The sequence below is a fragment of the Mycobacterium sp. NPDC051804 genome, assembly GCF_044452905.1.
GTDB lineage: Bacteria > Actinomycetota > Actinomycetes > Mycobacteriales > Mycobacteriaceae > Mycobacterium.
The window spans coordinates 225,553-250,730 of record NZ_JBITCD010000002.1 but is presented as its reverse complement, the minus strand read 5'-3'; the positions used below and the strand labels follow the sequence as shown (position 1 = coordinate 250,730).

The following is a 25,178-nucleotide window of genomic DNA, read 5'->3' as shown; positions in this document are numbered from 1 at the left end:
GCAACCGTAACCTACGCATCCGTAGGAAAGTTCAAGCCTGTGGCAGTGCTGCCACAACCTTGACCTTGCCTGCATCGAAGCTGAAAAACCCTCTGATGGGCTGAGTTTCGGGCAGCGGGTCCTCGTAACTCCACGCGATGTCGTCGACGGTGCCGGCAGACCAATACGTCGCATAGCCCTTGTAGTTGCAGTAGCTGCTCGTCTGCGAACGCCGCAGCAGATCGGTGCGCACCAGCGAGGGGGCAACGTAGAGCCGGGGTTCCAGCGCCGTTTCGAAGACGATCACCGTATCGGTGGTGTCCACCAGAACCTCGCCCTCGAATGCGACGCGCAGCCTGCGGTTCGTGGGCCGGCAGTCGACCCGGTGATACGGGTTCGGCGGGTAGTGGACGAGGCGGCGACCTTCCTCCAGCCATGCGTCGACCGCATCCCACGGCACCTGGACGTAACCCGGCGCCTCGGTCACCGGCTCGCCCGGAAGATCCCCGATCTCGCCCACCGGGAACGCGTAGCTCAAGGGGCGGTCGGCCCGGTGCACCAGTAGCGCCCGCTCGGTGTCGATCACCGAATGACCGTCGCGCAACGCCTGCACCCGTCGGGGGTGAGGTTCGACATAAACGGTGCCCGAGGCCACCGGCGGCGTGAACCATCCGGCAGGATCTCTACTCAGCGGACCGCGCCCGGTGACGAGACTCATGGACCTAGCTTTACAAAGCGTTTGAGAAGTGTCATTTCTTTGCCGAAGTCACGTGACCGGGCCACCGAAGGAGTGCAATTGGGGGATTGCTGGGTTGGTAGTCGAATGGGGGCACATGAAACGACTCAACGGCGTCGACGCCCTGATGCTGTACAGCGAAACGCCCGAAGTCCACATGCACACGCTGAAGATCGGAATCCTCGACGTATCCGGTGTCGACGGCTTCGACTTCGACTTGTTCCGGCAGGTCGCCTATCCGCGACTGATGGCGCTGACGCCGCTGCGTTACCAACTCGTCGACATCCCCATGAAGCTTCATCACCCCATGTGGGTGGAGAACGACGACATCGACCTCGACTACCACCTCCGCCAGGCGCGCGTGCCCGCGCCTGGCGGTCGGCGCGAACTCGATGTGCTCATCGGCGAGATCGCCAGCACTCCGCTGGACCGCGCTCGTCCGATGTGGGAGATGTACCTCGTCGAGGGTCTGGCGGACGACCGGATTGCCATCGTTCACAAGGTCCACCACGTACTCGCTGACGGGGTCGCGTCTGCCAACCAGATGTCGAAGGCGATGGACTCGCTGGTATCCGGTGACGTGATGCCGAACCTGAACAACATGCCCCGCACCCGGGGCCGCCTGCTGGCCGAAGCGGGGCGCGATCACGTCGGCCTGATCCGAAAGCTGCCACGGCTGGTGAGCGAGACGGCGGCGGGGGTTTCGCGGGTCCGGCAGCGGTCCAAAGAGCGTGGCACGCATCCGGACCTGGCCCGCAATTTCGCGCCGCCGTCGTGCTTCGTCAATCACGTGGTCACCCCGGGGCGGCGGTTTGCCACGGCGCCGTTGGCGTTGTCCGATGTGAAGGAGACCGCCAAGCACCTGGGCGTGACGCTGAACGACATCGTGTTGGCGACGGTCGCGGGCGCGCTGCGCTGCCTGCAGTTGCGTTACGACGGGCGTGCCGACGAGCCACTGCTCGCGGGTGTGCCGGTTAGCACCAACCCCTCGCGAGAGCGGTTGGCCGGCAATGAGTTCACGTACATCACTCCGTCGTTGCCGGTGCACGTCGACGATCCGATGGAGCGAGTGCGGCTGACGGCGTTGTCCACCGGCATCGCCAAGGAGAACCACCAGCTGCTCGGGCCTGCGGTGCTGCCCGCGTGGATGTCCTACCTTCCGCCGGCGATGGCGCCGGGGATATTCCGCCGGCAGGCCCGTCGAGTCGAGTCGGCGAGCGTGTTCAACCTGACGGTCTCGAATGTGCCAGGCCCCCGCGATCGCGGCTCGATCGAAGGCGGGCTCGTCACGGAGATCTACTCCGTCGGGCCGGTGGTCGCCGGCAGTGGCATGAACATCACGGTCTGGAGTTACGTCGACCAGCTCGCGATCTCCGTGCTGACCGACGACATCACACTCGCCGATCCGCACGAGGCCACCGACGCCATGATCGACGCGTTCGTCGAGATACGTCAGGCGGCGGGCCTACCCGTCGAGCTGACGGAGGTAGGGGCCGTCATGCCATTAGCCGCCGCGGCGGGGTGACCTCGATCTAATTGAATTCATGCTTTACAGATTTGCGACGACTCGTTATGCCGGCACCAAAACTCGTTCTTTACAGATCATCGAGAAAGTGTCACGCTCTGTAGGTGCCTCTGCCCCTCGACGAATCGAATCCCATCGGGAGTCGCCGCTACCAGCTGACCGTGGTCGCCTCGAGCGTCGCCGACCTGGTTGGATCCGCCGGCGGATGGATGTGTGACAAGGCCAGAGCCGGGTGGGACGTCAAGGTGGTGCTCACCGACGACGGCGACACGCGGCCGGTCGCGATCCTTGGTGCGTCGCACGTCGACGCCGAATTGCCCGAGGTGATCAAGATGGCCTCGCTCGGCGGTGCGCTGGCCGTCAGCGCAGGGGTGCTCGCCGATGACCGAATCCGGGCAGGCGTCCTCGGGATCTTGAAGCGGGGACTGACCCAGGTGACGGTGTGGGGTCAGGACTGGCCCGCCGAGTTCAGCCGGAAGGCTGACCCCGTCGAACACAAGCTGAGTTCGGCTGCGCGTGCCTTCAAGGCCCATGCGCTGAGCGCGGCGACGGTGTCGACAACCCAGGTCATAGAAACAGAGACGCTGTTCAGCCTCGGCGCGGACGCGCTGCGCCCGCTGTATTCGGTCTAGCGGATCCAGCCGCGGCGGCGCAGCCACCAGTCCCGGCCGACCAGGATGAGGATCAGCGCCGCGAAGCTGATGAGAAACGCGTCCTCGACGTGACCCACGTGGTTGCCGTGCAGCATCGCCAGCAAGAAGAGCGCCGACACGATGCCGCCGAGGTGGATCGCCTTGAAGTTCTCCTTCGACCATCCCCAGTTGGCCGACGGCACTTCCTCGACGTCAACGTTGTTGGCGCCGGTGTAACGCACGACCTCAGTGGTGGTCACTGCTGCTCCTCGGGGTGGGCGGACAACTGCCGACATTCTGGCATATGCGGTTTTCCGGGGTATTGCGCGCGCCCGTAGGGTCATGCGTCATGGCAGACCAGTTCGACGGAAAAGTCGCGTTCATCACCGGTGCGGCGCGGGGTCAGGGCCGTGCCCACGCGGTGCGGTTCGCCGAGGAGGGCGCCGACATCATCGCGGTGGATCTGTGTGACCAGCTCGACAGTGTCGCCTATCCGATGGCGACACCCGAGGATCTCGACGAGACGGTGAAACTGGTCGAGAAGACCGGTCGCCGGATCGTTGCAGAGCGCGCGGACGTCCGCGACCTCGAACAGCTGAAGGCCGTGGTGGCCAGAGGCGTTGCCGAGTTCGGGCGCATCGACTTCGTGCTCGCCAATGCGGGGATTCTGCCTGCCGCCGGCCAGCCGGGCGCCCAGATCGGGGCCTTCGTCGACGCGGTGAACGTGATGCTCAACGGCGTCTACTTCACGATCGTGGCCGCGTTGCCCGCGATGCTCGAGCACGGCGACGGCGGGGCCATCGTGATCACCAGTTCGGCCGCGGGATTCCGGCCGGTCACCGTCGACTTCGGGACGGCCAGCCACGGTGCGGCGGGATACACCGCCGCCAAGCACGGCGTGATCGGGCTGATGCGACACTTCGCAATAGCCTTGGCCGAGAAGAACATTCGCGTCAATACGGTGCATCCCGGTGGGGTGGCGACGCCGATGATCTACAACGAGGCGATGGCGGAGTGGTCCGCGGAGCATCCGAACTTCAGCCCGTCGCAGCGACCCCTGCTGGACAATCCGCCCGTCGAGCCCGAGGTCATCAGCGACACGATGGTGTACCTGTGCGGCGACTCGGGTCGGTATCTCACCGGGGTGGCGCTGCCGGTCGACGGCGGACAGATCATCAAGTGATCGCGCCGTAGCGGCGCAGGGCCTCGGCCCGCTCCTCCTTGTGGTCGACGATCGGATCCGGGTAATCGTCGTCGTCGATTTCGGGAACCCACCGCCGCACGTATTCACCGTCGGGGTCGAACTTCTCGCCCTGCGTCGTCGGGTTGAACACCCGGAAATAGGGTGCGGCGTCGGTGCCGCACCCCGCGGCCCACTGCCAGCCGTGCTGGTTGTTCGCCATGTCGCCGTCGACCAGTTGGTCGAGGAACCAGCGAGCGCCCCACTGCCACGGCAGGTGCAGGTCCTTGACGAGAAACGACGCCACGATCATTCGCACGCGGTTGTGCATGAAGCCCGTCTCGGCGAGCTGCCGCATGCCGGCGTCGACGATCGGGAACCCGGTGCGGCCGGCTTTCCACGCCTCGAACTGCTTGCGCGCGTCCTTGTTGTCGTCGACCTGAATCTTGTCGAACGCCTTGTTCCAGTTCCACCAGGCGCTGTCGGGCCATTCGTTGAGCACGGCGGCGTAGAAGTCGCGGAACGCCAGCTCGCGTAGATACGCCTGCGCACCCGCACTCTTACCGAGATCGGCCGCCATGGTGCGCGGGTGGATGGCACCGAACTTCAGATGCGCCGACATCCGACTGGTGGCAGGTAGGTCCGGCCGGTTGCGATCCTCGTTGTAACCCTCGAGTTGCTTGCGCACGAACGACTTCCACTGACGCCGGGCCGCACCCTCGCCCGCGGGAAGCTCCAACTCGACACCGAGGTCGGGGATCTTCACCCCGCCCGACACGTCCTTGGGGTCGATCCATTGCGCGGATTTCGGACCGGACGACGCCGGTGACCGCCACCCATGTTTCTGCCAGGCGGCGAAGAAGGGGGTGAACACCTTGTAGGGCGTGCCGTCGTCCTTGGTGACCCGTCCCGGCGATACGAGGTAGGGCGATCCCGACGCTTCGAGGGGCACGTCGCCCAGCGCTTCGCGAACGGCGTCGTCGCGCCGCCTGCCAAAGGGCGTGTAGTCCCCGGACACGTGCACCGCGGAGGCGCCGATCGCCCTCGCCAGGGAAGGAATTCGCTTCTCCGGACGACCCCGGGACACGTGCAGGCGCCCGTCAAGGCTGTCCTGCAGATCGCGCAACGCGTCGTATAGATATTGCAGCCGGCGCTGCCCCGAGGATGCCTTCAGGCGCGGGTCCAGGATGTAGCAGGCGAGGACTTCGCCGTCGGCCGTCGACGCGTCCAGCAGAGCGGGCAGATCGTGCAATCGCAGATCGCGCCGGAACCACAGCAATGTGGGCATGCCATTGATGCTGCCCGAATTTCCCGGTAGAGAAACAGGATGCAGTTTTGGTCGGGCACTCCGTTCATGAAAACGTCAGAAATCCTGCCGCTGGCGCGCATGCTCGACGAGGCCGGCTACGACGGCATGGTCACTGCCGATCACCTCATCTATCCCCGCAACCTGTCCTCGCCCTATCCGGACCACCCCAGCGGTAAGCCTCCGTGGCCACCGGAGACGTCGTGGCCGGACTGCTGGGTGCAGATCGGTGCCATGGCCGCTGTGACGAGCCGGCTGCGGTTTTCCAACGCGGTCTACATTGCGCCGGCGCGCCCCCTGTTGGAGGTGGCCAAGCAGGTCGCGACCGCGGCGGCGCTGTCGCAGGGCCGGGTGTCACTCGCCGTCGGCGTCGGATGGATGCGCGAGGAGTACGACATCCTGGGCCAGGACTTCACGACCCGTGGTAAGCGGCTCAACGAGATGATCCCGGCACTACGCGAACTGTGGAGTGGCGGTTGGGTCTCCTGGAGCGGGGAGTACTACCAGGTGCCCGAGATGATGATCGAACCTCATCCGGAGGCGCCCGTCCCCATCCTCTGCGGCGGTGAGTCCGAGGCGGCGCTGCGGCGGGCGGCCCTGATGTGCGATGGCTGGGTCGGCTACGCGTACGGATGGGACGAGGCCGTGTCCTACGTCGACAAGATCACCAAGCTGCGGCATGAATATGGCAGGGGCAATGAGCCTTTCGACATCTTGCTGGCGCTGATGGAACCGCCGTCGCCGGACCTGTACAAACGGGCCGAGGACGCCGGCATCACCGCCGTGATGTGCGCCCCGTGGATGGGTGAAGACCTGCCCGGAGACGACGTCGAGCGCTATCGCGGGCCCATCGAGCAGTTCGCCGAGAACATCATCGGAAAGGTGAGGTAGTGATGGCTTTTGAGGGGGACGAGGTCCGTGATCTCGTGCACTGCCTGTATGCGGCCATCGACCGAAATGACCGGGCGACGCTCGAGGCTGTCGTGTCCCAGCGGGTGGTCGTCGAGGTCGGCGGCGGCGGACCGGTCGGATGGGACCAGTGGATCGGCTGCCTGGACGAGTTTTTCACGGCATTCCCCGACGGCCGTCACGAACTCGACGAGGTACTGGTCGACGGCTCCCATGGCGTATCGCGTTGCCGGTTCGTGGGCACGCACACCGGCGAGTTTCGTGGCATCGCGCCGACCGGCAACGCGGTCTCGGTGGCCGGCATCCACATCGACCGATTTCAGGGCGACATGCTCGTCACCCACCGGGGCCAGCTCGACATGTACGGGCTGTACCAGCAGCTGGAAGGCGCGTGACGCGGCCATCGGTGGGTTCTTACCGTTCCGTGACAACGACTCTGCGGCAACGATTACGTGATCGAGTGCGGCGTAATCTGGTCTACGGCAAGCCGACCGGCGAAGGCGGGTGCTGTGGATCTGACGAGACGGCGCTTTTTCTACGGCGCGGGCGCCATCGTGGCAACCATCGTCGCGACGACTGCCCGCGCGCGTTCGGCCACGGCCAGTCCAGGTGACTTCGAGGTCACCCATACCGACGCGGAATGGCAGCAACTGTTGTCCGCCGACCAGTACAACGTACTGAGAAAAGCGGGCACCGAGATGCCCTACAGCAGTCCGCTCAACGATGAACACGACCACGGTGTCTTCAGCTGCGCCGGCTGTGCGTTGGATCTGTTCGCATCCGATACGAAGTTCGACAGCGGGACCGGGTGGCCAAGCTTCTGGCAACCGCTGGACGGCGCGGTACTCGAGCGCGCCGACGACAGCATCGGTGTGTCCCGCACCGAGGTCCTCTGCCGACGCTGCGGAGGTCACCTCGGCCATGTATTCGACGACGGTCCGCCACCCACAGGTCTCCGTTACTGCATGAACGGCGATGCGATGACCTTCCGGTCGACCTGAGCCGCCTGACTCGACGGCCATCGATTCGCTCAGTCCTGCGGATCGAAGCGAAAGACCGCCAGCTCACCGGCGAGAGCCTCGAATTCGTCCGGCGTGCCTTCGCGCACCAGTCCCGACCGCTTCGCAAACCCCACTCCCACCGGCACTTCGGTGGCGAAACTGCGAAGTACCGGACCGGCCTGGACCGGGTCGAGTTCGACGATCCTGACTTGTCGGGATCTGCGGCCCCGGGTGAGCGTTCCCGCGCCCGCCGCGCGGGCGTTGGCCGCCCAATCGGCGCCGGGATAACCGGCGACGGTGTATAGACCGCCATCGTGGGTGAACGGTGTCATCGGCGTGCTGCGCAACTTGCCGGACTTCCTGCCCGGGACCGTCAGAATCTGTGACGGTCCCGCCGGGATGCCGAGCTTCTGGATTGTCTTGACGAACCGGTTCATCGGCTTGAGATACCACGGTGGTTTGCGATCAGACATTGTCTCTCCCTTATTGATTCGTGAACAATTCTTGGTTCGCCGATACCGCGTCGGCGAACGATTCGGGTGGGCGGCCGAGGATCTTCTCGACGTCGTAGGTCACCAGCGCAGGCGTACCGACGGTCGCCGCGAGGAGCGCGACATAGGCGTCGGCGAATTCGGCCGAAAAGCCCATGTCGACAAAACGTTGCTGCATCTGGGCGACGGGGATCTCGCGGTAAGAGAGCTGACGGCCCAGGACCCCGCCGACGACGTCGACCAGCTCCGTGTTGGTCATGGCCTGCGGGCCGGTCAGCGGAATCCGTTGACCGACAAGCTCATCGGTGAGCAGAGCATGCGCGGCCACTGCGGACACGTCACGGTCGGCGATCGGCGCTGTCGACGCCTGCGCGAACGGGCCCGCGACGACGTCGTCCGCGCGAAGCTGGGGAGCCCACATGCCGAAGAAGTTCGAGACGAACACGGTTGGGCGCAGACTCACCCACTCGAGGCCCGAGTCGACCGCGAGTTGTTCGACCTCCTTGTTGCGGTCGCCGCGATAGCGCGACGGCTGCCGCGAAAAGTCGTCGTCGGCGTTGATCGCCGACAGTGCCACGAGGCGGGTGACTCCGGCCAGCCGGGCGGACTTCACCAACGGCTCGAGTTCGTCGCCGACGGCACGGGAGTTGAGAAACACCGCAGAGGCGCCGTCGAGTCCTGCCGAAGCCGAGCCCACCGCCTCCACACCGGCGGGAAACCTTGCGGTGCTCGGGTCGCGGGTGACCGCGCGGACCTCGGCTCCTGCGCTGACGAGTTGTGTGACCAGTGGGCGACCGACGTTCCCGGTTGCGCCCGTGACGAGAATTGCGTTCATGGCAGCTAGGACGGGGCGGCCGTCGAGAAAGTTACTGATTGAAGCCCGTAACTTCTCGGCGTCGTGTTTCGTCCTTGAATCATGAGCGGTTCACCGTCGATCGACGCCGCATGGCGCGCTCACCGTCCCTACCTGGTGAATCTTGCCTATCAGATGCTTGGCGACATCGGTGGGGCCGAGGACGTCGCGCAGGAGGCGTTCCTGCGGCTCGCGCGCACGGATGCCGGGCAGATCGATGACTTCCGCGCCTGGCTCACCGTCGTCGCCGGACGCCTGTGCCTCGACCAGATCCGCTCGGCGCGGGTACGCCGCGAATACACCGACGACTTCGGTGCGCTCGAGACCGCGATCTCACCCGACCTCGAGCCGGCTGACCGGGTGACTCTCGACGATGACGTTCGCGCGGCGCTGCTGGAGGTGCTGCGTCGGCTCAGCCCGGGGGAGCGGGTCGCGTTCGTGCTCCACGACGTCTTTCAACTGCCGTTCGTCGAGATCGCCGAGACAGTAGGCAGACCCGTCGGTACCTGCAGACAACTGGCGCGCAGGGCCAGGGCGAAGTTCGCCGACGCGTCGCCGCGGCTGGCCGAGGTCGGCGACGTCGAACATCAATTGGTCACCGAGAAGTTCATCACCGCCTGCGCGAACGGTGACCTGCAAGCGTTGACTGCGATCCTGGATCCGACGGTGTGGGGTGCCGGCACCATCATCGGTGACGGAGCCCCGCCACCGCAGATCAACCACGGGCCGCATGATGTCGCGGTGAATCTGCTGCGATACCTCGGACAGGGAGCGACGCTGGTCAGTGGACCCGTGGGTCAGCCCGCTGTGTTGGCGTTCACGAATCGTCGGCTGTTCGCAGTGCTCGTGTTCACATTGCGGGACAACATGATTCTGAAGATAGAGGCGTCGGTTGACCCGTCGGCCGCGATGCCCGATGGGCGCGCGGAAGGCAGCCCGGCGCCGGGGGAGCGCGGGCTGCCTTCCTGATTCAGTTGTGCCGCCGGTTAGTTCGTCGGTGGCATCAGGACGGTGTCGATCATGTAGACCGTGGCGTTGGCCGTCTGCACGCCACCGCAGACCACGGATGCGTTGTCGACCCTGAGGTCGTTGCCCATGCCGGTGACGGTCACGTCGGCGCCCTGCACCGTCTTGTGCGTTCCGGCGACCTGCGCGGGACCGGCCTGGCCGGGCACCACGTGGTAGGTCAGGATGCTCGTCAGCAGGGGAGCGTCGGTCTTGAGCTTCTCGATGGTCGCGGGGTCGATCTTGGCGAACGCAGCATCGGTGGGAGCGAACACCGTGAACTGACCGCCGTTGAGTGTGTCAACCAGGTTCACCCCCGGATTCAGTTGTCCGGAAATCGCTTTGGTGAGCGTGGTCAACATCGGGTTGTTCGACGCGGCCACAGCCACGGGATCCATTGCCATGCCCTGAACCGAGCCCGGACCCGTGGGCACCTGCTGTGCGTAGGCCGAACAGCCGGCGCCTACCATCTCGGCCTGCGCGCTCGCCGCGGTGCCGAACGACAATCCGAGAGCGGCAATAGCGGCAAAGCCGACCCCCAAAGTTTTCTTGGCGTGCATGAAATTCGCTTCCTTTCGTTGGGGGCGGACTGGGCCACCTCGTTTTTACTTCGTTATGTATTCGGAGCCATGCGTGATCTGGATGGGTAGTCAGCCGTACGTAAACGAAAAGACTTGCAATCCGGCAGGTACGGCGACTTCGAGTCGTCCGCGAGTCACATCGGAGTCATCGACGATCTGGTGCAGTGTCGGCGGACCGCTGATGGGCACGGCGGATTTCACACCGTTGCGGGTCACGGTCAATGTGCCGTTGCCGCCTGCCACGATGTAGACGTCTTTGGCGTGGTAGTTCAGCGCGATGCGGGAGTTCGCGCCCCGCGACGTCGCACCCTGGTAGTCGAGCGCCCAGTCGCCGTTCAACGCGAAGCTGTCATCGCGAAGTTGTTGTGGGTAACTGAAATTGAACAACCCTTCGTCGTAGGTACCAGTGCCGCCGTAGTTGACGACCTTGCCGACACTCAAATACGTTTCGGGCGTCGTCTCCTGTTGTGGAGTCGTGTCTTCGGCGTCAACCGGTGGCGGCAACTCCGACGACGGGTTGGCCTCCGAAATCAGCTCGCGGATCAGCCGCTCGGTGGTGTCGTAGTCGCCCTCTCCGAACTTGATGTGGCGTACCGTGCCCGATGCGTCGACGAGGTATTTCGCCGGCCAGTACCGGTTGCGGTAGTTCGTCCAGGTCGAATATCCGTTGTCCAGCGCCACGGGATAGGTGATGCCTAGATCTTCTGCGCCAGAGGCGACATTGCTTTCGACGCGTTCGAAGGCGTACTCCGGGGTGTGCACGCCGATCACCTCGAACCCGAGATCACGGTAGGTGTCGTACCAGTCGACGATGTGCGGAGCGGCGCGCTGACAGTTGATGCACGAGTACGCCCAGAAGTCGATCAAGACCACCTTGCCGCGCAACGACTTCATGTCGACCGCCGACCCGTTCGGTGTGTTCAGCCACGCGGTGATGTTCTTGATATCCGGTGCAGTGCCGCAGCTTTCCAACTCGGGGGCGCCGTCGGTACAGTTCGCGAGTTCCCTGTTCTGATCGTTGACCAGGCCTGCAAGGTTGAGTTTCTCACGGATCTGCTCATCGCCGCCGACGCGCTCCTGCAGCGATCCGGTGTAGTCGGGGATCGCGCGCTGCAGTGCGGCGGGCACGTTGAACGCCAACGCCACCGCCAGCAGGATCGTCACAATGCCTGCGGTGATGCGGATCTCGCGCTGACGACGCCGGAACGCCGCGACCCGCTCGGCGACACGGCGGCCGGCCAGAGCGAAGAACAGCAGCGGCAAAGCCGCGCCGATAGCGAACGCCAGGGTCAACACGATCGTGGGGAGGCCGATGGTTCCCGTCGCCCCCGCGATGACGATGGCCGCCAGCACGGGCCCGGCGCACGGTACGTACAGCACACCCAGCGCGAGACCGAGCCCGAAACCACTACTGCCGGAGCCGAACTGCTTCTGAGGTAGTTTGGAGAACGGCTTCTCCAGGAGCGCCTCGAACTTCGGGAAGATCAACCCGACACCGATCATCGTCAGGGCGACGAGGGCGAACCATCTGATCGCGTCCTGCGGCAGGTGCAGAAGCGACAGCAGTGCCGAACCGGCTAGCGTGACCACGCTGAAACTCAGTACCAGGCCAGCGATCACGCGGTACGGCCGCAACCTGTCCGATAGTGCGGGTTTGGTCGCGACCGCGACACCGCCTGCGCTGTCGGGCGTATCGGCACGTGTGCTTTGCGTACCGGAGAAGAAGATCACCGGCAGAACGGGAAGGATGCACGGCGAGATGCCGGTGATCAATCCGCCGAGAAAGCCGATCAGTGCAAGCGTGAACATCGCGGGTCCTTGAAGACGGCGAGAAGACGCAAAGGTGCCGGAAACTGCGTGCTTTTGGGCACCTTTGCGTCTTCTCGAGGAAAGAGGAAGTGGCCTAGTTGGCCGGGGGCATCAAGACGGTGTCGATCATGTAGACCGTCGCGTTGGCGGTCTGCACACCACCGCACACCAGGCCGGCGTCATTCACCTTCAGATCGGGGCCGGCCCCGGTCACGTTCACCGAACCGCCCTCGAGCGTCTGGTGATCCCCGACGACTGCGGACGGGCTGGCCTGACCTTCAACCACGTGATAAGTCAGGATGCTGGTCAACAGATCCGAATCGGTCTTCAGCTTTTCGATGGTCGCCGGGTCGATCTTGGCGAAGGCGTCGTCGGTCGGCGCGAACACCGTCAGCGCGGGATTGCTGTTCAGCGTCTCGACGAGGTTGACGTTCGGATTCAGCTGACCCGACAGCGCCTGGGTCAGCGTCTTGAGCATCGGGTTGTTCGACGCCGCCACGGCCACAGGATCCTGAGCCATGCCGGTCACCGATCCCGGGCCTTCCGGCACTTGCTCCGCGTACGCGGAGCAGCCGGTGCCCACGAGGTTCGCGGCGGGATCGGCCATCGCCGTCGTGGTGGGCGACGGTGCTGCGGACATCGTCGCCGACGAGGCGGCGGACGGAGTTGACTCGGCGGAGGAGGCCTCAGATGAGCTGTCGTTCGAACACGAGACGGCACCGAAGATCGCGAGTGCGCTCAGACCGGCCGCCGCGACTGCCTTGCGGTGAACTGTTCTCATTTGGAATTCCCCATTCCATGTCTCGGAGGGCGCTTGCCGCTCTCCTGCGGTTGACGAAGGGGATTCGATGTGACGCGACGCACGGATGGACGTTGGCCCGCGCGGTCACATTTGCGTCACATTTGCTGCTGCCCGATGAGAAGTGGTCCCAGCAGATGAGGTCGTCCGGCGCTGTGAGAGTCACAATGGTGCGGTGACCAACAGACAGCGCGTGTTGATCCTCGGTAGCACCGGGTCGATCGGCACCCAGGCACTAGAGGTCATCGGGGCCAATCCGGACCGCTTCGAGGTCGTCGGCCTGGCGGCGCGTGGCGGCAATCCCCGCATGCTTGCGCAGCAGCTGGCCGAGACGGGCGTGACGAACGTCGCCATCGCCGACGAGGCGTCGGCCGCGCAGGTCGGCGACGTCACCTATGCGGGGCCCGACGCCGCCACGCAGCTCGTCGAGAACACCGAAGCGGACGTCGTGCTCAACGCGCTCGTCGGCGCCCTCGGCCTCAAACCCACGCTGGCGGCGCTGAACAGCGGGGCCAGGCTCGCGCTCGCGAACAAGGAATCGCTGGTGGCCGGCGGGCCGCTGGTGCTGAAGGCCGCCAAGCCCGGTCAGATCGTCCCCGTGGACTCCGAACATTCCGCGATGGCCCAGTGCCTGCGGGGCGGCACCCCCGACGAAGTGGCGCAGATCGTGCTCACCGCATCGGGCGGCCCATTTCTGGGCTGGTCGGCGGCTGATCTCGACTCCGTCACCCCCGAACAGGCGGGAAAGCATCCCACCTGGTCGATGGGCCCCATGAACACGCTCAACTCCGCCACCTTGGTCAACAAGGGCCTCGAACTCATCGAGACGCACCTGCTGTTCGGCATCGACTACGCCCGCATCGAGGTGGTCGTGCATCCGCAGTCGATCGTTCACTCGATGGTCACCTTCACGGACGGTTCGACGCTGGCCCAGGCCAGTCCGCCCGATATGAAACTGCCGATCGCGCTGGCATTGGGCTGGCCGGCCCGGGTGCCCGCTGCGGCGTTGGCCTGCGACTTCGGAACCGCCTCGACCTGGGAGTTCATGCCCCTGGACAACGAAGTGTTCCCGGCAGTCGACCTGGCCAGGCAGGCCGGCGAGGGCGGTGGCTGCCTCACCGCGGTCTACAACGCAGCGAACGAGGAGGCCGCGGCCGCGTTCCTTGACGGGAGTATCCGATTTCCGGCCATTGTGGGAACAATCGCCGAGGTCCTGCGCGCTGCTGACCAGTGGGCCGCCGAACCCGCTACCGTGGATGAGGTACTCGATGCTCAGCGCTGGGCCCGTGACCGGGCAAAGCGCGAAGTCGAGCGAGAGATCTCAAGAAAAGGACTGCTCACCAAATGATGTTCGTGCTTGGCATCATCGCGTTCGCGCTGTGCATTCTCGTGTCGGTTGCACTGCACGAATGCGGCCACATGTGGGTGGCGCGCGCCACCGGGATGAAGGTGCGTCGCTACTTCGTCGGCTTTGGCCCGACGCTGTGGTCGACTCGTCGGCCCAACAAGCTGGGCGAGACCGAGTACGGCGTCAAGGCCGTCCCGCTGGGCGGCTTCTGCGACATCGCAGGCATGACCTCGATCGACGAAATCGCACCCGAAGACCGCCAATACGCGATGTACAAACAGAAGACATGGAAGCGCACGGCCGTGCTGGCCGCCGGCCCCGCGATGAACTTCGTCGTCGGCCTTGTCCTCATCTACGCCATCGCGGTGATCTGGGGGCTGCCGAACCTGCATCCGCCGACCCAGGCGATCGTCGGTGAAACCGGTTGTGTCGCAGCACAGATCAGCAAGGATCAGGTGGCCGACTGCACCGGTCTTGGTCCGGCAGCCGAGGCCGGTATCCGCGCCGGCGATGTGATCGTCAAGGTCGGCGATACTTCCGTCGCCACATTCGACGAGGCCAGGACCGCGCTGCAGGGCGCCTCCGGCCCCACCACCGTCGTCTATGAGCGGGACGGCCAGCCCACGAGCACGGTCGTCGACGTCACCCGCACGCAGCGGTTCACCGGCGAGGGCGACCAGCCGACGACCGTCGGCGCCATCGGTATCGCGGCCGCGCACTTCGGGCCGACGCAGTACAACCCGCTGTCGGCGGTGCCGGCCACCGTCGCGTTCACCGGGGATTTGGCGGTCGAGCTCGGCAAGTCGCTGGCGAAGATCCCGACCAAGATCGGCGCATTGGTGCACTCCATCGGCGGAGGCGAGCGCGATCCCGAGACGCCGATCAGCGTCGTCGGCGCCAGCATCATCGGCGGCGACACCGTGGACGCTGGGCTGTGGGTAGCGTTCTGGTTCTTCCTGGCCCAGCTCAACTTCGTGCTCGGCGCGATCAACCTGGTTCCGCTGCTGCCGTTCGACGGTGGCCACATCGCGGTTGCGTGGTACGAGAAGATCCGCAATATGATCCGTTCGGCGCGCGGCAAGGTGGCCGCGGCGCCCGTCAACTACCTCAAGCTGATGCCTGCCACCTACGTCATCCTGTTCGTGGTGGCCGGGTACATGCTGCTGACCGTCACCGCTGACCTGGTCAACCCGATCAGGTTGTTCCAGTAGGAGAAGCATGACCTCGATTGGTCTGGGAATTCCGGCGCCGCCCGCGCCGGTCCTGGCCCCACGCCGCAAGACGCGCCAACTGATGGTGCGCGACGTCGGTGTGGGTAGCGACCATCCGATCGCGGTGCAGTCGATGTGCACCACGAAGACGCATGACATCAACGCGACGTTGCAGCAGATCGCGGAATTGACCGCGTCGGGCTGCGACATCGTGCGCGTCGCGTGCCCACGTCAGGAAGACGCCGATGCGCTGCCCGCGATCGCGACGAAGTCGAAGATTCCCGTCATCGCCGACATCCACTTTCAGCCCAAGTACATCTTCGCCGCGATCGACGCCGGCTGTGCGGCCGTGCGTGTGAACCCCGGCAACATCAAGGAATTCGACGGCCGGGTCAAGGAAGTCGCGAAAGCCGCTGGGGCAGCGGGCATCCCGATCCGCATCGGTGTCAACGCCGGCTCTCTGGACAAGCGCTTCATGGAGAAGTACGGCAAGGCCACGCCGGAGGCGCTGGTCGAGTCCGCGCTGTGGGAGGCTTCGCTGTTCGAGGACCACGGCTTCGGTGACATCAAGATCAGCGTCAAGCACAACGATCCCGTCGTCATGGTCGCCGCCTATGAGCTGCTGGCGTCCAAGAGTGACTACCCGTTGCACCTCGGCGTGACCGAGGCCGGGCCCGCCTTCCAGGGCACCATCAAATCCGCGGTCGCGTTCGGTGCGCTGCTGTCCAAGGGCATTGGCGACACCATCCGCGTCTCGCTGTCCGCGCCGCCCGCCGAAGAGGTCAAGGTCGGCAACCAGATCCTCGAATCGCTGAATCTGCGCCCGCGTGGCCTGGAGATCGTGTCGTGCCCGTCGTGTGGTCGCGCGCAGGTCGACGTCTACACCCTGGCCAACGAGGTGACAGCCGGCTTGGAAGGTATGGAGGTGCCGCTGCGAGTCGCGGTCATGGGCTGCGTCGTCAATGGCCCTGGTGAAGCCCGCGAGGCTGACCTCGGCGTGGCGTCCGGAAACGGCAAGGGGCAGATCTTCGTCAAGGGCGAGGTCATCAAGACCGTGCCCGAACACCAGATCGTGGAGACGCTGATCGAAGAGGCGATGCGGATCGCCGAAGAAATGGGCCCGGCGTCCGGATCAGACGCAAGCGGTTCGCCGGTTGTGACCGTAAGCTGAGCATGACCCTGTGAGCACGGAGCCGCTCCGGCGGCGACATGGAATCGGGGTCACCGCACCGTCGGGATCGGGTTAGAAAGAGTCTGAATGTCGGCTCCTCCGCTGTTTCGCCGCGTCGATGAACGACGGGTCTCTCTGGTACGCGAAGCGGGCGAGGTGTACCGCGTTCTTGACGAAGATCCCGTCGGCAGCTGCATGGTCGCGTCGCGGGTGGTCGAGCACGGTATCGAGCCCGGCGCGATCGGCGGCGAGCTCTGGACCCGTCGGCGACCGACCGAATCCCTTTGTTACGCAGGCGCGAATCTGATTCCGCTGCGCGGCGGCATCGACGACATGTATGCCTTCGCCGATAAGGCGATGAGTACGGCGCGGCGTTGTTCGTCGCTGGTCGGCCGCGCCGAGATGGTGCTTCCGATGTGGCAGCGGCTCGAGGGCGCCTGGGGTGCGGCGCGCGACGTGCGCGAGCATCAGCCGTTGATGGCGCTGAGCACACCGCCCGTTTGTGCGATCGACCCGGCTGTCCGTCAGGTGCGCGCCGACGAACTCGACGCATACCTGGTCGCGGCCATCGACATGTTCATCGGCGAGGTCGGCATCGACCCGCGGATCGGTGATGGCGGGCGCGGCTACCGCCGCCGGGTGGCTGGGTTGATCGCGGCCGGCCGCGCGTGGGCCCGTTTCGAACGCGGCCAGGTGGTGTTCAAGGCCGAGGTGGGATCGCAGTCGCCGTCCGTCGGCCAGATCCAGGGCGTGTGGGTGCATCCCGATCGGCGTGGCCACGGAATCGGCACCGCGGGCACGGCGACGCTCGCGGCGGCGGTGGTCCGCGGCGGGCGCACCGCGAGCCTGTACGTCAACAGCTTCAACACCGTCGCCCGCGCGACCTATGACCGCATCGGCTTCACCCAAATCGGCACGTTCGCGACCGTTCTGCTCGACTGATCCCGGCGTGCCTTTACGCTCTGGGAATGACCGACGTCGATCCCAGAGTTGAGCGCCGCGAGATCGCCGATGCGCTGGTGCGTGCCCTCGAGCGGCGCCATGAGCTCCTCGATGTCCTCGTGAAAGCCGAGGACTACGACGCCGCGATCGGGTCTATCGCAAACCATCTCGGTACTTCGACCACCGCTGCCGAGGCCGTGTTGCGGTTGTCGTTCGATCGGCTCACCAAAGTCTCGCGACGCAGGATCGCCGCCGAACTCGAGGACTTGAACAATCAGCTGAGTTTCACCAGGGGTGAGCCGTCGAGCCCGGTGGACGCCATGGTCCTTCGGCCGTTCGCCGCCGACACTGACCGCGATATCTTCGCCGCGCGCACGGCCGACGTGCGTGAGGCCGGCGACGGTTCGCGTGCGCCCGCGGGGGACCTCGAGGACGAGATCCGGGCCGGACTGCAGCGCGTCCACGCCGAAGAGGCGGCGTGGCTGGTCGCGATCCACGGTCCGCAGAAGATCGGCATGATCTTCGGCGACTTGGTCTCGGGGGAGGTCAACGTCCGGATCTGGATCCACCCCGACTATCGCAAGCAGGGCTACGGCACTGCGGTGCTTCGTAAGTCGCGCTCGGAGATGGCCGCCTATTTCCCGGCCGTCCCGTTGGTGGTGCGCGCCCCGGCCGCGGGGTCTTGACGCGCATCGCTTTCAACGTTTTGCAGGCCCGCTCTCGAACTTTGTCTGCATTTCGTTGATTTCGTTGCGCGCCTCCGCGATCTTGAGGTCTCGGATTCGTAACATCTGTCTCAATGGCAACTTCAGCATCACGCGTGACGGCCCTGTTGATGGCGGCGGCGGTGGTCCTCACCTTCGGCCCCGCCTGTACACCCAAACCCAACGGCCCCGAGCCGACGGCGGAGCAGTTCTTCGCCGCGTTGGTCGCGGGCGATACCGGCGCCGCGGCTGAGCTGAGCGACCGGCCCGCAGACGCGCGCCAAGCGCTCAACAATGCCTGGGCGGGTCTGCAGGCCACCCACCTCGACGCACAGGTCCTCAGCTCGAAGTACGCCGAGGACACCGGCAGCGTCACCTACCGCTACACCTGGCACCTGCCCAAGGACCGCACCTGGACCTACGACGGGCAGCTGAACATGATCCGCAACGAGGGCCGCTGGGAAGTGCGCTGGAGCGCTACCGGAGTGCACCCCAAGCTCGGTGAGAACCAAACGCTGGCGTTGCGCGGGGACCAGCCCCGGCGAGCCTCGGTGAACGAACGCGGCGGCACCGACGTTCTGGTGCCCGGGTACCACTACAACTTCTCGCTGGACGCCCAGGCTGCGGCGGGCTCGCTGATGACGACCTCGCGCGCCGTCGTCGACGCGCTGCGGCCGTTCGACAACACCCTGGATCCGCAGCGTCTCGCCGAGCAGGCCAGTTCGGCGAAGGAGCCGATGTACCTGATCACGCTTCGGCAGTCCGACCACGACCGGGTGGCAGGCGCGATCGGAAAGCTGCCCGGGGTAGTGATCACGCCGACGCCCGAATTGCTCCCCACCGACGAAACTTTCGCGCCCGCCATCATCAACGAGGTCAAGAAGGCGGTCGTCGACGAACTCGACGGCCAGGCCGGATGGCGCGTCGTCAGCGTCAACCAGAACAACGTCGACGTCGACGTACTCAACGAGGTGGCGGGCGAGCCTGCGCCGTCGGTGACGATCAGCCTCGACCGGGCCGTGCAGAACGCCGCCCAGAATGCCGTGAACTTCACCGGCAAGCCCGCGATGATCGTGGCGATCAAACCGTCCACTGGCGAGATCCTTGCCGTCGCGCAGAACTCCTCGGCCAACGCGCAGGGACCGCTGGCCACCACCGGTCTCTACCCGCCTGGCTCGACGTTCAAGATGGTCACTGCGGGGGCGGCAATGGAACGCGACATGGCCACCCCCAACACTCTGCTGCCCTGCCCCGGCACCATGGATATCGGCCATCGCACCGTGCCCAACTACGGCGGCTTCGACCTCGGCACCGTGCCCATGTCGCGCGCGTTCGCCAGTTCCTGCAACACCACCTTCGCCGAACTGGCCAGCCGGATGCCGCCGCGCGGGTTGACGCAGGCGGCCGCGAAATACGGCATTGGCACGGACTACGCGATCGAGGGTCTCACCACGGTGACCGGTTCGGTGCCGCCGACGGTGGACCTGGCCGAACGCACCGAGGATGGCTTCGGACAGGGCAAGGTCGTCGTCAGCCCGTTCGGCATGGCGCTGGCTGCGGCGACGGTCGCCGCCGGGAAAACGCCTGTGCCGCAACTGATCGAGGGCCGCCAGACCCAAGTCGCCGGCGACCAGACGCCGATCAGTCCGAAGATTCTCGACGGCCTGCGGCCGATGATGCGGTTGGTTGTCACCAACGGCACGGCCAAGGATCTACAGGGCGCGGGCGATGTGCGCGGCAAGACCGGGGAGGCGGAATTCGCGGGCGGATCGCATTCGTGGTTCGCCGGTTACCGCGGCGATATGGCGTTCGCGGCCCTGATCGTTGGCGGCGGATCCTCCGAGTACGCGGTGCGGATGCTCAAGGGCATGTTCGACTCGCTGCCAACGGGCTACCTCGCCTGAGGTTCAGCGACTGCGGACGATTTCGCCGTCGGGGCCGACGCCCAGGGACACGCGGTGCTGGCGGATTGTGTTGGCCCAGACGATCCACGGGAAGACGAAAAGTCCCGACACGGCGAGTGTGAGCGCAGCGAAAGTGAGATGGAGCAGGACGTTTCCCGCGCCGTAAAGCACGACCGCGTGAGCACTATCGCGGTACCCCAGTCGGCCGCCGTTGGCCAACTCCTCTGCGATGGCGTCGTCGAGCATGGTCACGTGGCCATATTGGACCCATTCGACGTCGTCAGGGACGATTCGAACAGTTCGGTGCCGCGGCGGTACCGTTGAACCGTTATGACCGAGATCAACCACGACGCGATGCGTGTCTCCGATGCGGACCGCAACGGGACGCTGCGGCGGCTGCACAACGCTGTCGCCCTTGGGCTGATCGACATCGGCGAATTCGAGGAGCGCTCGGCGTTGGTGTCGAGTGCGCGATTGCACACCGACCTGGACGCCCTCGTCGGCGATCTGCCCGGCCCGGGAGCGATCGTCACGACGGCCACCGACCGGGTGGAATTGCGCGGCGTGCTCGGCTCGCTCAAGCGCCAGGGGGAGTGGACCGTGCCGACACGGCTGGCGCTGCACCGGCGGATGGGCTCGGTCGACCTGGACCTCACCAAGGCGCGCTTCGCGGGCTCCATCGTCGTCGTCGAACTCGACCTCAAGTTCGGCGGGCTCGACCTCCGGCTGCCAGACGGCGCCAGCGCCTCGATCGACGACGTCGAGGTGCTCGTCGGCAGCGCCCACGATCACCGCAAGGACGCGCCCGCCGAAGGCAACCCCCACGTCATCCTGACCGGCAAGGTCGTGTGCGGTTCGGTGGATATTCGCGGACCGCGCAAGGGTTTGCGCTTCGGGCGCATCATTTGAGCGGTTCGTCGGGCACCCCGAACCGCTGCTGGTATTCGCGCACCTGTTCACGCACTGCACCGGCGTCCAACCCGGTGTCGTCCCACGTATAGCGGCTACCGCCGCCGTCGCCGGGATGAGCCGCCAGGAACGCACGCATCCTCTCCTCGGCGACGGGCGAAAGTTCGCGTCCGAGTTCGGCATACAGCGCGCGGATCGTGGCGAACGGATCGCGGATGAAGTCGGCGAACTGCACGTCGACGATCTGGTGGCCGGCCAGCGCCTCTGAATCACGCAGCGTCATCCCGCGTTCGAGTCCCACGACGATTTCCTCGCACGATTGGCCCGCGCATTCGGTGATCGAACTCTCGTCGGATGCCAGGCGGCGCAGATGGTGGGTCAAGGCGGCTATCGACGAGATCACGTTGAGCGGGTCGCGGTGGTTTTGCACGATCAGCGCATCGGGATATTCGGCGGCCAGCGCGTCGAGCTGCCACAGATGCGCCGGTGACTTCAACAGCCACTGCCCGGGCACCCCGGACTGCAAGTGCTGCAAGAACGTTCGGTGATAGGAGTACGCCGGACGGTAGTCGGCGTCGTACAGCAGCCAACGGTAATAGGTCGGCAGCCGGTACTGCACCGAGAAAATCATGCTGCAGAACTGCCCCGCGGTGATCCGCACACACTCCTGGCCGTGCAGCGCGCCCATCGGATGGAAGGCGAGCAGTCCGGGCACGATCTGCTCGGACATCTCGATGCTCGCCTGGGCTTCGGCGATGCGCGGGTCGCTGTCGTAGGTCTCGGGGCTGGGCAGCGGATACGGGTTGTCCACCTCCCAGGTCAGCGGCGGCCGAAGCTCCGGATCCTGAGCGAGGAGGTCGAACAGGATGGTCGTACCGGTGCGCGGTTGCCCGACGATGAAGATGGGCCTGCTGACCGGCTGCGTGGCAACAGCGGGATTCTCCTTGCGCCACTTGGTGATCTGCAACCTGCTGACCATGGGACGGATCAGGTCGAGCACCGCGATCTCGACGCCGATATCGTTCAGGCGCGCCTCGGTGACCAGCCCGTCGCACAGCAGGTTCAGGCCTTCGCGCCAGCTGTCGTCGCCGCCGAAGTCGTCGCTGCCTGCCATCTCGCACGCCTGCTCCACCAGCAGGTCGGCCTGAAAACGCTCGGCGCTCACGACGCGGCACCGCCGCGCCGGACACTGGTCCGCACGTCGGGTGGGGCGGGGTTGTCGAGCCACCGGAGCACCATGAAGCCGCGGCGCCGGCCGCCCGTGTCCAGCCAATGGCCATGCCCGGAGTCCCTGGCGCCGATCGTGATTCGAACGATGCCGTCGTCGTCCGGCTCGACACCCTTGTTGGTGACCGAGCTGTGGCGATGCCTGGGCTCCAGGCACTCGTGCCAGATGCTCTCCAGCGTCACATTCCAGTAGCGGGTATCGGGGGGCTGGATTTCGAGCACGAGCGACTCGTCGGGCTCGAGTCCGAATGTGCCGATCATGTAGAGGTTGTCCGGTGTGGTGTCCGCGCCGCCTAGTTCGGCGGCCTCGGCGGTGAGCAACTCGTTGGGCTGGTCGAGCAACTCGGGTTTGATCGTGCGGTGCATGGTCGCCAGCTTGACGATGGTCCACGCCATCGCCGTGAACTGTTCTGCGGCAACCTCATCGGTGACCGGCTGCAGTGGATCGGGCGCGATGGGCTCGATCCGCATGGTGGCCGGTTCCTCGGTCGCGAAGTCGCCGACGTACTCGCGCACGACGATCGACGAGGCGTCGTCCGGGATCGGCACCCACTGCGCCGATCCGAGCACGTCGGCCGGCGGCTCGGTAGGGGAGAACAGCAACTCGAACGTGCCGCCGTCGAGAACGAGGTCGGTGTCGCTGACGTATCCCGACATACGGCGCGGCGTCAGACCGGTCCCGGCGAGCACCTGGTAGCCGAGGTAGGCGGAGGTGCCGCGCGTGCCGGTGACGCGGTAGGCGCGATCACCGCGGATCATCGTCAACAGGTAGCGGCCGTCGGGGTTCGGGCCGCCGATCATCCGGGTGTCGGAACACATGTCGAAGAACGCCGGGCGTTCGGGATCGGCCTGAACGGACAGCTCCGAACACAGTCCGACGATCTTCGCGACGACCTGAAGGCCCTCGATGAGCTCTCGCTCGTCGATCGCGTCCTCGGTCACCGACTTGGTGAGGTCGGCCAGCATCTGCTGGACCAACCGCCAGGATTCCAGGGTTTTCGGCGCGGCTTTGTTGCCATCGATGTCCATAGTGAGACATAGTCTCATTATGGACGCCGTCTCACCAGAGAAATCTCGGGAAAGCCTGACGGCCCGCAGACAGCGGGCCACCCGGGCCCGCATCGCGACGGCGGCGGCGGAGCGTGTCGCCGAAAATGGCCTGGCCGGGGTGACGGTCGAGCAGATCGCGGCGGCCGCGGAGGTCGGGCGCGCCACGTTCTTCAGGTACTTCAGCTCGAAAGAGGACGCGGTTGCCGAAGGGATCACATCGCGCTGGCTGGATGCGATCACCGAAGTCATCGCCAAACAGCCGGCCCAATTGTCGGCGGTCGATGCGGTGATCGCCGGGTTCGGTGATCTGGGCGACGGTTTCGAGGCGGTCAGCGGACAGGTACGCGACCTGGCCATGTTGACCCGGTCCTCGCCCGCGCTGAGCGCATGGACGCTGCAGATCTATCTGCGCTACGAGGCCGTCATCGCGGACCTGGTAGCTCCGCGCATCGGCGATCTGACCGCCGACGACCCGCGACCGCGGCTCGTCGGCGCGATGGCCATGGCGTCGGTGCGGATCGCACTGGACGACTGGCTGCTGCACGGCGGGTCGCTGCCATCAAGAGTTCGCAAAGCGCTGTCGTCACTGCATATCGAATAAGTACGATCCGAAGGACTATGGGGGACCTTCGCGTCGACCTAGCCGAAGCACGCCGGAGGCTGGCGGCGGTTGCGCACCGTGTCGCTGATCTGCTTGCCGACGAATTCGACGGGTCGCGCTCGGTGCCCGGCCTGGACTGGACTCTCGGCGACACGGCCGCGCACGTCGCCGCCGAATCCAGATCATTCGCCCGGTTGGCGAGTGGCGACCTCACACCAGAGAGCATGTGGGAGAAGTACGCACCTGGCACGGAGGGCATGGCGTCAGGTGCGCGCATGTCGACCCTCAACCGCAACGAGATTGCGGCATTCGACCGCAGCCAGCTGAGCAGGGCGGGCGAACTCATCGAAGAGGCGGTCGGCGATTTCCTGGCCACCACCCGCGACTGGCCATCGGATCGGCTGTTCCGCGGCATCGAAGGTGACATCGCGTTGCCGACGGCCACGTGCGTCGTCATGTTCGAACTGCTCATCCACGGCGACGATCTGGCCCGCGGTCTCGGGAAACGATGGGTCATTGCGGCCGAGGAAGCCCGTCTGGTGCTTTCGGGCATCAGCTCGCTGATGCCCGGCCAATTCGACGCCGACGCTGCGGGAGATATGCGTGCCACCGTCTTCTTGCGGCTACGCGGCGGTCCGGCTTTCGCGCTCTGGGTGCACGATGGCCGCCTCGAGGTCGTCCCACACCCCGTCGACCCCGTCGATTGCCATGTCTGGGCGGACCCGGTGACGTTCCTGCTGGTCTCGACCGGACGGCGCAGCCAGATTGGTGCTGTTTTGCGTGGGAAGTTGATGGCGTGGGGTCGCCGGCCATGGCTGGCTGCCAGGTTGCCGCTACAGAGCCTCTAGCGCTTGAACAGCTGTGAACCGGTGCGGATCAACCGTTCCCAGCCGCCAGGGCGACCGACGAGCTTGACCATCAGCGGAGCCGAGTCGAAGTACGAAACCCGTTCGGCGATAAGGCCGTTGATGAACGTGAAGCGGTCGACGGCATCCCAGGCGATGGGCTTGCCGCCGTATGTACCGCTGAGCGTGAATTCGATGAACACCTCGCGGCTGCTGTGGGCGACACGATGCACGTCGGCGTGCAGGTCGGGGATCAACGCGAACAGCCGCTGAAACGACTCGCGGCAGGCCTGCTTACCGCGCAGGGTGCCCATCATCGGCTGAGTCAGCACGATGTCGTCGCTCCACAGCGCCTCGTGCTTGGCGAGATCGGGGGTGCGCCACGTGTCCGCGAACTGCTCGGCGAACCGCGTGGCGAACTGCGCGTCTACGTCATCGACGGTCATGACGCTCGAATCTA

29 protein-coding genes are annotated in these 25,178 nt (G+C 65.7%); 17 read left to right on the top strand and 12 right to left on the bottom strand.

Features of this window, described 5'->3' with window-relative positions; all coding sequences use genetic code 11:
- Positions 1-31: 31 nt before the first annotated feature.
- Positions 32-697 carry a DUF427 domain-containing protein gene (locus ACIA48_RS06905; protein WP_396729031.1) on the bottom strand — a complete coding sequence of 222 codons (666 nt, stop codon included), beginning with the start codon at positions 695-697 and terminating at the stop codon, positions 32-34.
- A 115-nt stretch (positions 698-812) separates the two neighbouring features.
- Between ACIA48_RS06905 and ACIA48_RS06900 the strand changes: the two genes are divergently transcribed.
- Together ACIA48_RS06900 and ACIA48_RS06895 are read left to right on the top strand one after the other, a co-directional pair.
- Positions 813-2,240 carry a wax ester/triacylglycerol synthase family O-acyltransferase gene (locus ACIA48_RS06900; protein ID WP_396729029.1) on the top strand — a complete coding sequence of 476 codons (1,428 nt, stop codon included), beginning with the start codon at positions 813-815 and terminating at the stop codon, positions 2,238-2,240.
- Between the two features lie 104 nt (positions 2,241-2,344).
- A complete protein-coding gene (locus tag ACIA48_RS06895) occupies positions 2,345-2,872 on the top strand; it encodes a hypothetical protein (RefSeq protein ID WP_396729027.1) in 528 nt (175 codons plus the stop codon).
- Here the strand turns inward: ACIA48_RS06895 and ACIA48_RS06890 are convergent.
- Positions 2,869-3,132, bottom strand: coding sequence for a DUF2631 domain-containing protein (locus tag ACIA48_RS06890; protein ID WP_396729024.1), 264 nt, complete (start codon positions 3,130-3,132; stop codon positions 2,869-2,871). The two genes, ACIA48_RS06895 and ACIA48_RS06890, sit on opposite strands and share 4 nt — an antisense overlap.
- 89 nt (positions 3,133-3,221) lie before the next feature.
- On the opposite strand from ACIA48_RS06890, the gene ACIA48_RS06885 reads away from it, so the two are divergent.
- The gene (locus tag ACIA48_RS06885) at positions 3,222-4,055 is read left to right on the top strand and encodes a mycofactocin-coupled SDR family oxidoreductase (RefSeq protein ID WP_396729022.1); all 834 of its coding nucleotides are present in this window, start codon (positions 3,222-3,224) and stop codon (positions 4,053-4,055) included.
- On the opposite strand, the gene ACIA48_RS06880 is transcribed toward ACIA48_RS06885, so the two are convergent.
- Positions 4,048-5,340 carry a cryptochrome/photolyase family protein gene (locus tag ACIA48_RS06880; protein WP_396729020.1) on the bottom strand — a complete coding sequence of 431 codons (1,293 nt, stop codon included), beginning with the start codon at positions 5,338-5,340 and terminating at the stop codon, positions 4,048-4,050. The two genes, ACIA48_RS06885 and ACIA48_RS06880, sit on opposite strands and share 8 nt — an antisense overlap.
- A 39-nt stretch (positions 5,341-5,379) precedes the next feature.
- On the opposite strand from ACIA48_RS06880, the gene ACIA48_RS06875 reads away from it, so the two are divergent.
- The 3 genes from ACIA48_RS06875 (at position 5,380) to msrB (ending at position 7,268) form a co-directional block, all read left to right on the top strand.
- The gene (locus tag ACIA48_RS06875; RefSeq protein WP_396729018.1) at positions 5,380-6,249 is read left to right on the top strand and encodes a TIGR03619 family F420-dependent LLM class oxidoreductase; all 870 of its coding nucleotides are present in this window, start codon (positions 5,380-5,382) and stop codon (positions 6,247-6,249) included.
- A gap of 2 nt (positions 6,250-6,251) precedes the next feature.
- Entirely contained in the window at positions 6,252-6,662 is a 411-nt protein-coding gene (locus ACIA48_RS06870; protein ID WP_396729016.1) for an ester cyclase, read from the top strand.
- Positions 6,663-6,776: 114 nt separating this feature from the next.
- Complete coding sequence (msrB, locus tag ACIA48_RS06865) at positions 6,777-7,268, top strand: peptide-methionine (R)-S-oxide reductase MsrB (protein ID WP_396729014.1); 492 nt, start codon at positions 6,777-6,779, stop codon at positions 7,266-7,268.
- A 29-nt stretch (positions 7,269-7,297) separates the two neighbouring features.
- On the opposite strand, the gene ACIA48_RS06860 is transcribed toward msrB, so the two are convergent.
- Both ACIA48_RS06860 and ACIA48_RS06855 read right to left on the bottom strand, forming a co-directional pair.
- Positions 7,298-7,741 carry a nitroreductase family deazaflavin-dependent oxidoreductase gene (locus tag ACIA48_RS06860; RefSeq protein ID WP_396729012.1) on the bottom strand — a complete coding sequence of 148 codons (444 nt, stop codon included), beginning with the start codon at positions 7,739-7,741 and terminating at the stop codon, positions 7,298-7,300.
- A 10-nt stretch (positions 7,742-7,751) separates the two neighbouring features.
- Positions 7,752-8,594 (bottom strand): NAD(P)H-binding protein, encoded by an 843-nt coding sequence (locus ACIA48_RS06855; protein WP_396729010.1) that lies wholly within the window; start codon positions 8,592-8,594, stop codon positions 7,752-7,754.
- Positions 8,595-8,675: 81 nt separating this feature from the next.
- Here ACIA48_RS06855 and sigI point away from each other — a divergent pair, with 81 nt between their 5' ends.
- Entirely contained in the window at positions 8,676-9,581 is a 906-nt protein-coding gene (gene sigI, locus ACIA48_RS06850) for an RNA polymerase sigma factor SigI (protein ID WP_396729007.1), read from the top strand.
- Positions 9,582-9,598: 17 nt separating this feature from the next.
- Here the strand turns inward: sigI and ACIA48_RS06845 are convergent, their stop codons facing one another.
- The 3 genes from ACIA48_RS06845 to ACIA48_RS06835 form a co-directional block, all read right to left on the bottom strand.
- Complete coding sequence (locus ACIA48_RS06845) at positions 9,599-10,177, bottom strand: fasciclin domain-containing protein (RefSeq protein ID WP_396729005.1); 579 nt, start codon at positions 10,175-10,177, stop codon at positions 9,599-9,601.
- Between the two features lie 90 nt (positions 10,178-10,267).
- Positions 10,268-12,007: a cytochrome c biogenesis protein CcdA gene (locus tag ACIA48_RS06840; protein ID WP_396729002.1), complete on the bottom strand. Its 1,740-nt coding sequence runs from the start codon at positions 12,005-12,007 to the stop codon at positions 10,268-10,270.
- Positions 12,008-12,101: 94 nt separating this feature from the next.
- Complete coding sequence (locus tag ACIA48_RS06835) at positions 12,102-12,647, bottom strand: fasciclin domain-containing protein (protein WP_396730663.1); 546 nt, start codon at positions 12,645-12,647, stop codon at positions 12,102-12,104.
- On the opposite strand from ACIA48_RS06835, the gene ACIA48_RS06830 reads away from it, so the two are divergent.
- The 7 genes from ACIA48_RS06830 (at position 12,583) to ACIA48_RS06800 (ending at position 20,086) form a co-directional block, all read left to right on the top strand.
- Positions 12,583-12,777: a hypothetical protein gene (locus ACIA48_RS06830; RefSeq protein WP_396730784.1), complete on the top strand. Its 195-nt coding sequence runs from the start codon at positions 12,583-12,585 to the stop codon at positions 12,775-12,777. The two genes, ACIA48_RS06835 and ACIA48_RS06830, sit on opposite strands and share 65 nt — an antisense overlap.
- 204 nt (positions 12,778-12,981) lie before the next feature.
- Positions 12,982-14,154: a 1-deoxy-D-xylulose-5-phosphate reductoisomerase gene (dxr, locus tag ACIA48_RS06825; RefSeq protein ID WP_396728999.1), complete on the top strand. Its 1,173-nt coding sequence runs from the start codon at positions 12,982-12,984 to the stop codon at positions 14,152-14,154.
- Complete coding sequence (locus tag ACIA48_RS06820) at positions 14,151-15,365, top strand: M50 family metallopeptidase (RefSeq protein WP_396728996.1); 1,215 nt, start codon at positions 14,151-14,153, stop codon at positions 15,363-15,365. Before dxr ends, ACIA48_RS06820 begins: the two co-directional genes overlap by 4 nt.
- Positions 15,366-15,372: 7 nt before the next feature.
- Positions 15,373-16,536, top strand: a complete 1,164-nt coding sequence (ispG, locus tag ACIA48_RS06815) for a flavodoxin-dependent (E)-4-hydroxy-3-methylbut-2-enyl-diphosphate synthase (protein ID WP_396728993.1) — start codon at positions 15,373-15,375, stop codon at positions 16,534-16,536.
- Positions 16,537-16,623: 87 nt separating this feature from the next.
- Positions 16,624-17,478, top strand: coding sequence for a GNAT family N-acetyltransferase (locus ACIA48_RS06810; RefSeq protein ID WP_396728992.1), 855 nt, complete (start codon positions 16,624-16,626; stop codon positions 17,476-17,478).
- Between the two features lie 26 nt (positions 17,479-17,504).
- Positions 17,505-18,164 carry a GNAT family N-acetyltransferase gene (locus ACIA48_RS06805; protein WP_396728990.1) on the top strand — a complete coding sequence of 220 codons (660 nt, stop codon included), beginning with the start codon at positions 17,505-17,507 and terminating at the stop codon, positions 18,162-18,164.
- A 113-nt stretch (positions 18,165-18,277) separates the two neighbouring features.
- Complete coding sequence (locus tag ACIA48_RS06800; protein ID WP_396728988.1) at positions 18,278-20,086, top strand: penicillin-binding transpeptidase domain-containing protein; 1,809 nt, start codon at positions 18,278-18,280, stop codon at positions 20,084-20,086.
- A gap of 3 nt (positions 20,087-20,089) precedes the next feature.
- Here ACIA48_RS06800 and ACIA48_RS06795 read toward each other — a convergent pair whose 3' ends face one another.
- Complete coding sequence (locus ACIA48_RS06795) at positions 20,090-20,338, bottom strand: hypothetical protein (RefSeq protein ID WP_396728986.1); 249 nt, start codon at positions 20,336-20,338, stop codon at positions 20,090-20,092.
- Between the two features lie 78 nt (positions 20,339-20,416).
- Here ACIA48_RS06795 and ACIA48_RS06790 point away from each other — a divergent pair, with 78 nt between their 5' ends.
- Positions 20,417-20,995, top strand: a complete 579-nt coding sequence (locus ACIA48_RS06790) for a DUF1707 domain-containing protein (RefSeq protein WP_396728985.1) — start codon at positions 20,417-20,419, stop codon at positions 20,993-20,995.
- Here ACIA48_RS06790 and ACIA48_RS06785 read toward each other — a convergent pair.
- Together ACIA48_RS06785 and ACIA48_RS06780 are read right to left on the bottom strand one after the other, a co-directional pair.
- Positions 20,988-22,109 (bottom strand): sulfotransferase, encoded by a 1,122-nt coding sequence (locus tag ACIA48_RS06785; RefSeq protein WP_396730661.1) that lies wholly within the window; start codon positions 22,107-22,109, stop codon positions 20,988-20,990. The genes ACIA48_RS06790 and ACIA48_RS06785 overlap by 8 nt on opposite strands.
- A 47-nt stretch (positions 22,110-22,156) precedes the next feature.
- A complete protein-coding gene (locus tag ACIA48_RS06780; RefSeq protein ID WP_396728982.1) occupies positions 22,157-23,251 on the bottom strand; it encodes a DUF1214 domain-containing protein in 1,095 nt (364 codons plus the stop codon).
- A gap of 19 nt (positions 23,252-23,270) precedes the next feature.
- Here ACIA48_RS06780 and ACIA48_RS06775 point away from each other — a divergent pair, with 19 nt between their 5' ends.
- Positions 23,271-23,873: a TetR family transcriptional regulator gene (locus ACIA48_RS06775; RefSeq protein WP_396728980.1), complete on the top strand. Its 603-nt coding sequence runs from the start codon at positions 23,271-23,273 to the stop codon at positions 23,871-23,873.
- 17 nt (positions 23,874-23,890) lie between these two features.
- Positions 23,891-24,721, top strand: a complete 831-nt coding sequence (locus tag ACIA48_RS06770) for a maleylpyruvate isomerase N-terminal domain-containing protein (RefSeq protein WP_396728978.1) — start codon at positions 23,891-23,893, stop codon at positions 24,719-24,721.
- Here the strand turns inward: ACIA48_RS06770 and ACIA48_RS06765 are convergent.
- Entirely contained in the window at positions 24,718-25,164 is a 447-nt protein-coding gene (locus ACIA48_RS06765) for a nuclear transport factor 2 family protein (RefSeq protein ID WP_396728976.1), read from the bottom strand. The two genes, ACIA48_RS06770 and ACIA48_RS06765, sit on opposite strands and share 4 nt — an antisense overlap.
- Positions 25,165-25,178 lie beyond the last annotated feature (14 nt).

Coding starts and splice junctions, on each gene's coding strand:
- ACIA48_RS06905 (WP_396729031.1), bottom strand. CDS start 697: ATGAGTCTCGTCACCGGGCGCGGTCCGCTGAGTAGAGATCCTGCCGGA.
- ACIA48_RS06900 (WP_396729029.1), top strand. CDS start 813: ATGAAACGACTCAACGGCGTCGACGCCCTGATGCTGTACAGCGAAACG.
- ACIA48_RS06885 (WP_396729022.1), top strand. CDS start 3,222: ATGGCAGACCAGTTCGACGGAAAAGTCGCGTTCATCACCGGTGCGGCG.
- ACIA48_RS06880 (WP_396729020.1), bottom strand. CDS start 5,340: ATGCCCACATTGCTGTGGTTCCGGCGCGATCTGCGATTGCACGATCTG.
- ACIA48_RS06875 (WP_396729018.1), top strand. CDS start 5,380: ATGCAGTTTTGGTCGGGCACTCCGTTCATGAAAACGTCAGAAATCCTG.
- ACIA48_RS06870 (WP_396729016.1), top strand. CDS start 6,252: ATGGCTTTTGAGGGGGACGAGGTCCGTGATCTCGTGCACTGCCTGTAT.
- ACIA48_RS06860 (WP_396729012.1), bottom strand. CDS start 7,741: ATGTCTGATCGCAAACCACCGTGGTATCTCAAGCCGATGAACCGGTTC.
- ACIA48_RS06855 (WP_396729010.1), bottom strand. CDS start 8,594: ATGAACGCAATTCTCGTCACGGGCGCAACCGGGAACGTCGGTCGCCCA.
- sigI (WP_396729007.1), top strand. CDS start 8,676: ATGAGCGGTTCACCGTCGATCGACGCCGCATGGCGCGCTCACCGTCCC.
- ACIA48_RS06845 (WP_396729005.1), bottom strand. CDS start 10,177: ATGCACGCCAAGAAAACTTTGGGGGTCGGCTTTGCCGCTATTGCCGCT.
- ACIA48_RS06840 (WP_396729002.1), bottom strand. CDS start 12,007: ATGTTCACGCTTGCACTGATCGGCTTTCTCGGCGGATTGATCACCGGC.
- ACIA48_RS06835 (WP_396730663.1), bottom strand. CDS start 12,647: ATGTCCGCAGCACCGTCGCCCACCACGACGGCGATGGCCGATCCCGCC.
- ACIA48_RS06820 (WP_396728996.1), top strand. CDS start 14,151: ATGATGTTCGTGCTTGGCATCATCGCGTTCGCGCTGTGCATTCTCGTG.
- ispG (WP_396728993.1), top strand. CDS start 15,373: ATGACCTCGATTGGTCTGGGAATTCCGGCGCCGCCCGCGCCGGTCCTG.
- ACIA48_RS06810 (WP_396728992.1), top strand. CDS start 16,624: ATGTCGGCTCCTCCGCTGTTTCGCCGCGTCGATGAACGACGGGTCTCT.
- ACIA48_RS06805 (WP_396728990.1), top strand. CDS start 17,505: ATGACCGACGTCGATCCCAGAGTTGAGCGCCGCGAGATCGCCGATGCG.
- ACIA48_RS06800 (WP_396728988.1), top strand. CDS start 18,278: ATGGCAACTTCAGCATCACGCGTGACGGCCCTGTTGATGGCGGCGGCG.
- ACIA48_RS06790 (WP_396728985.1), top strand. CDS start 20,417: ATGACCGAGATCAACCACGACGCGATGCGTGTCTCCGATGCGGACCGC.
- ACIA48_RS06785 (WP_396730661.1), bottom strand. CDS start 22,109: ATGGCAGGCAGCGACGACTTCGGCGGCGACGACAGCTGGCGCGAAGGC.
- ACIA48_RS06780 (WP_396728982.1), bottom strand. CDS start 23,251: ATGGACATCGATGGCAACAAAGCCGCGCCGAAAACCCTGGAATCCTGG.
- ACIA48_RS06775 (WP_396728980.1), top strand. CDS start 23,271: ATGGACGCCGTCTCACCAGAGAAATCTCGGGAAAGCCTGACGGCCCGC.
- ACIA48_RS06770 (WP_396728978.1), top strand. CDS start 23,891: ATGGGGGACCTTCGCGTCGACCTAGCCGAAGCACGCCGGAGGCTGGCG.
- ACIA48_RS06765 (WP_396728976.1), bottom strand. CDS start 25,164: ATGACCGTCGATGACGTAGACGCGCAGTTCGCCACGCGGTTCGCCGAG.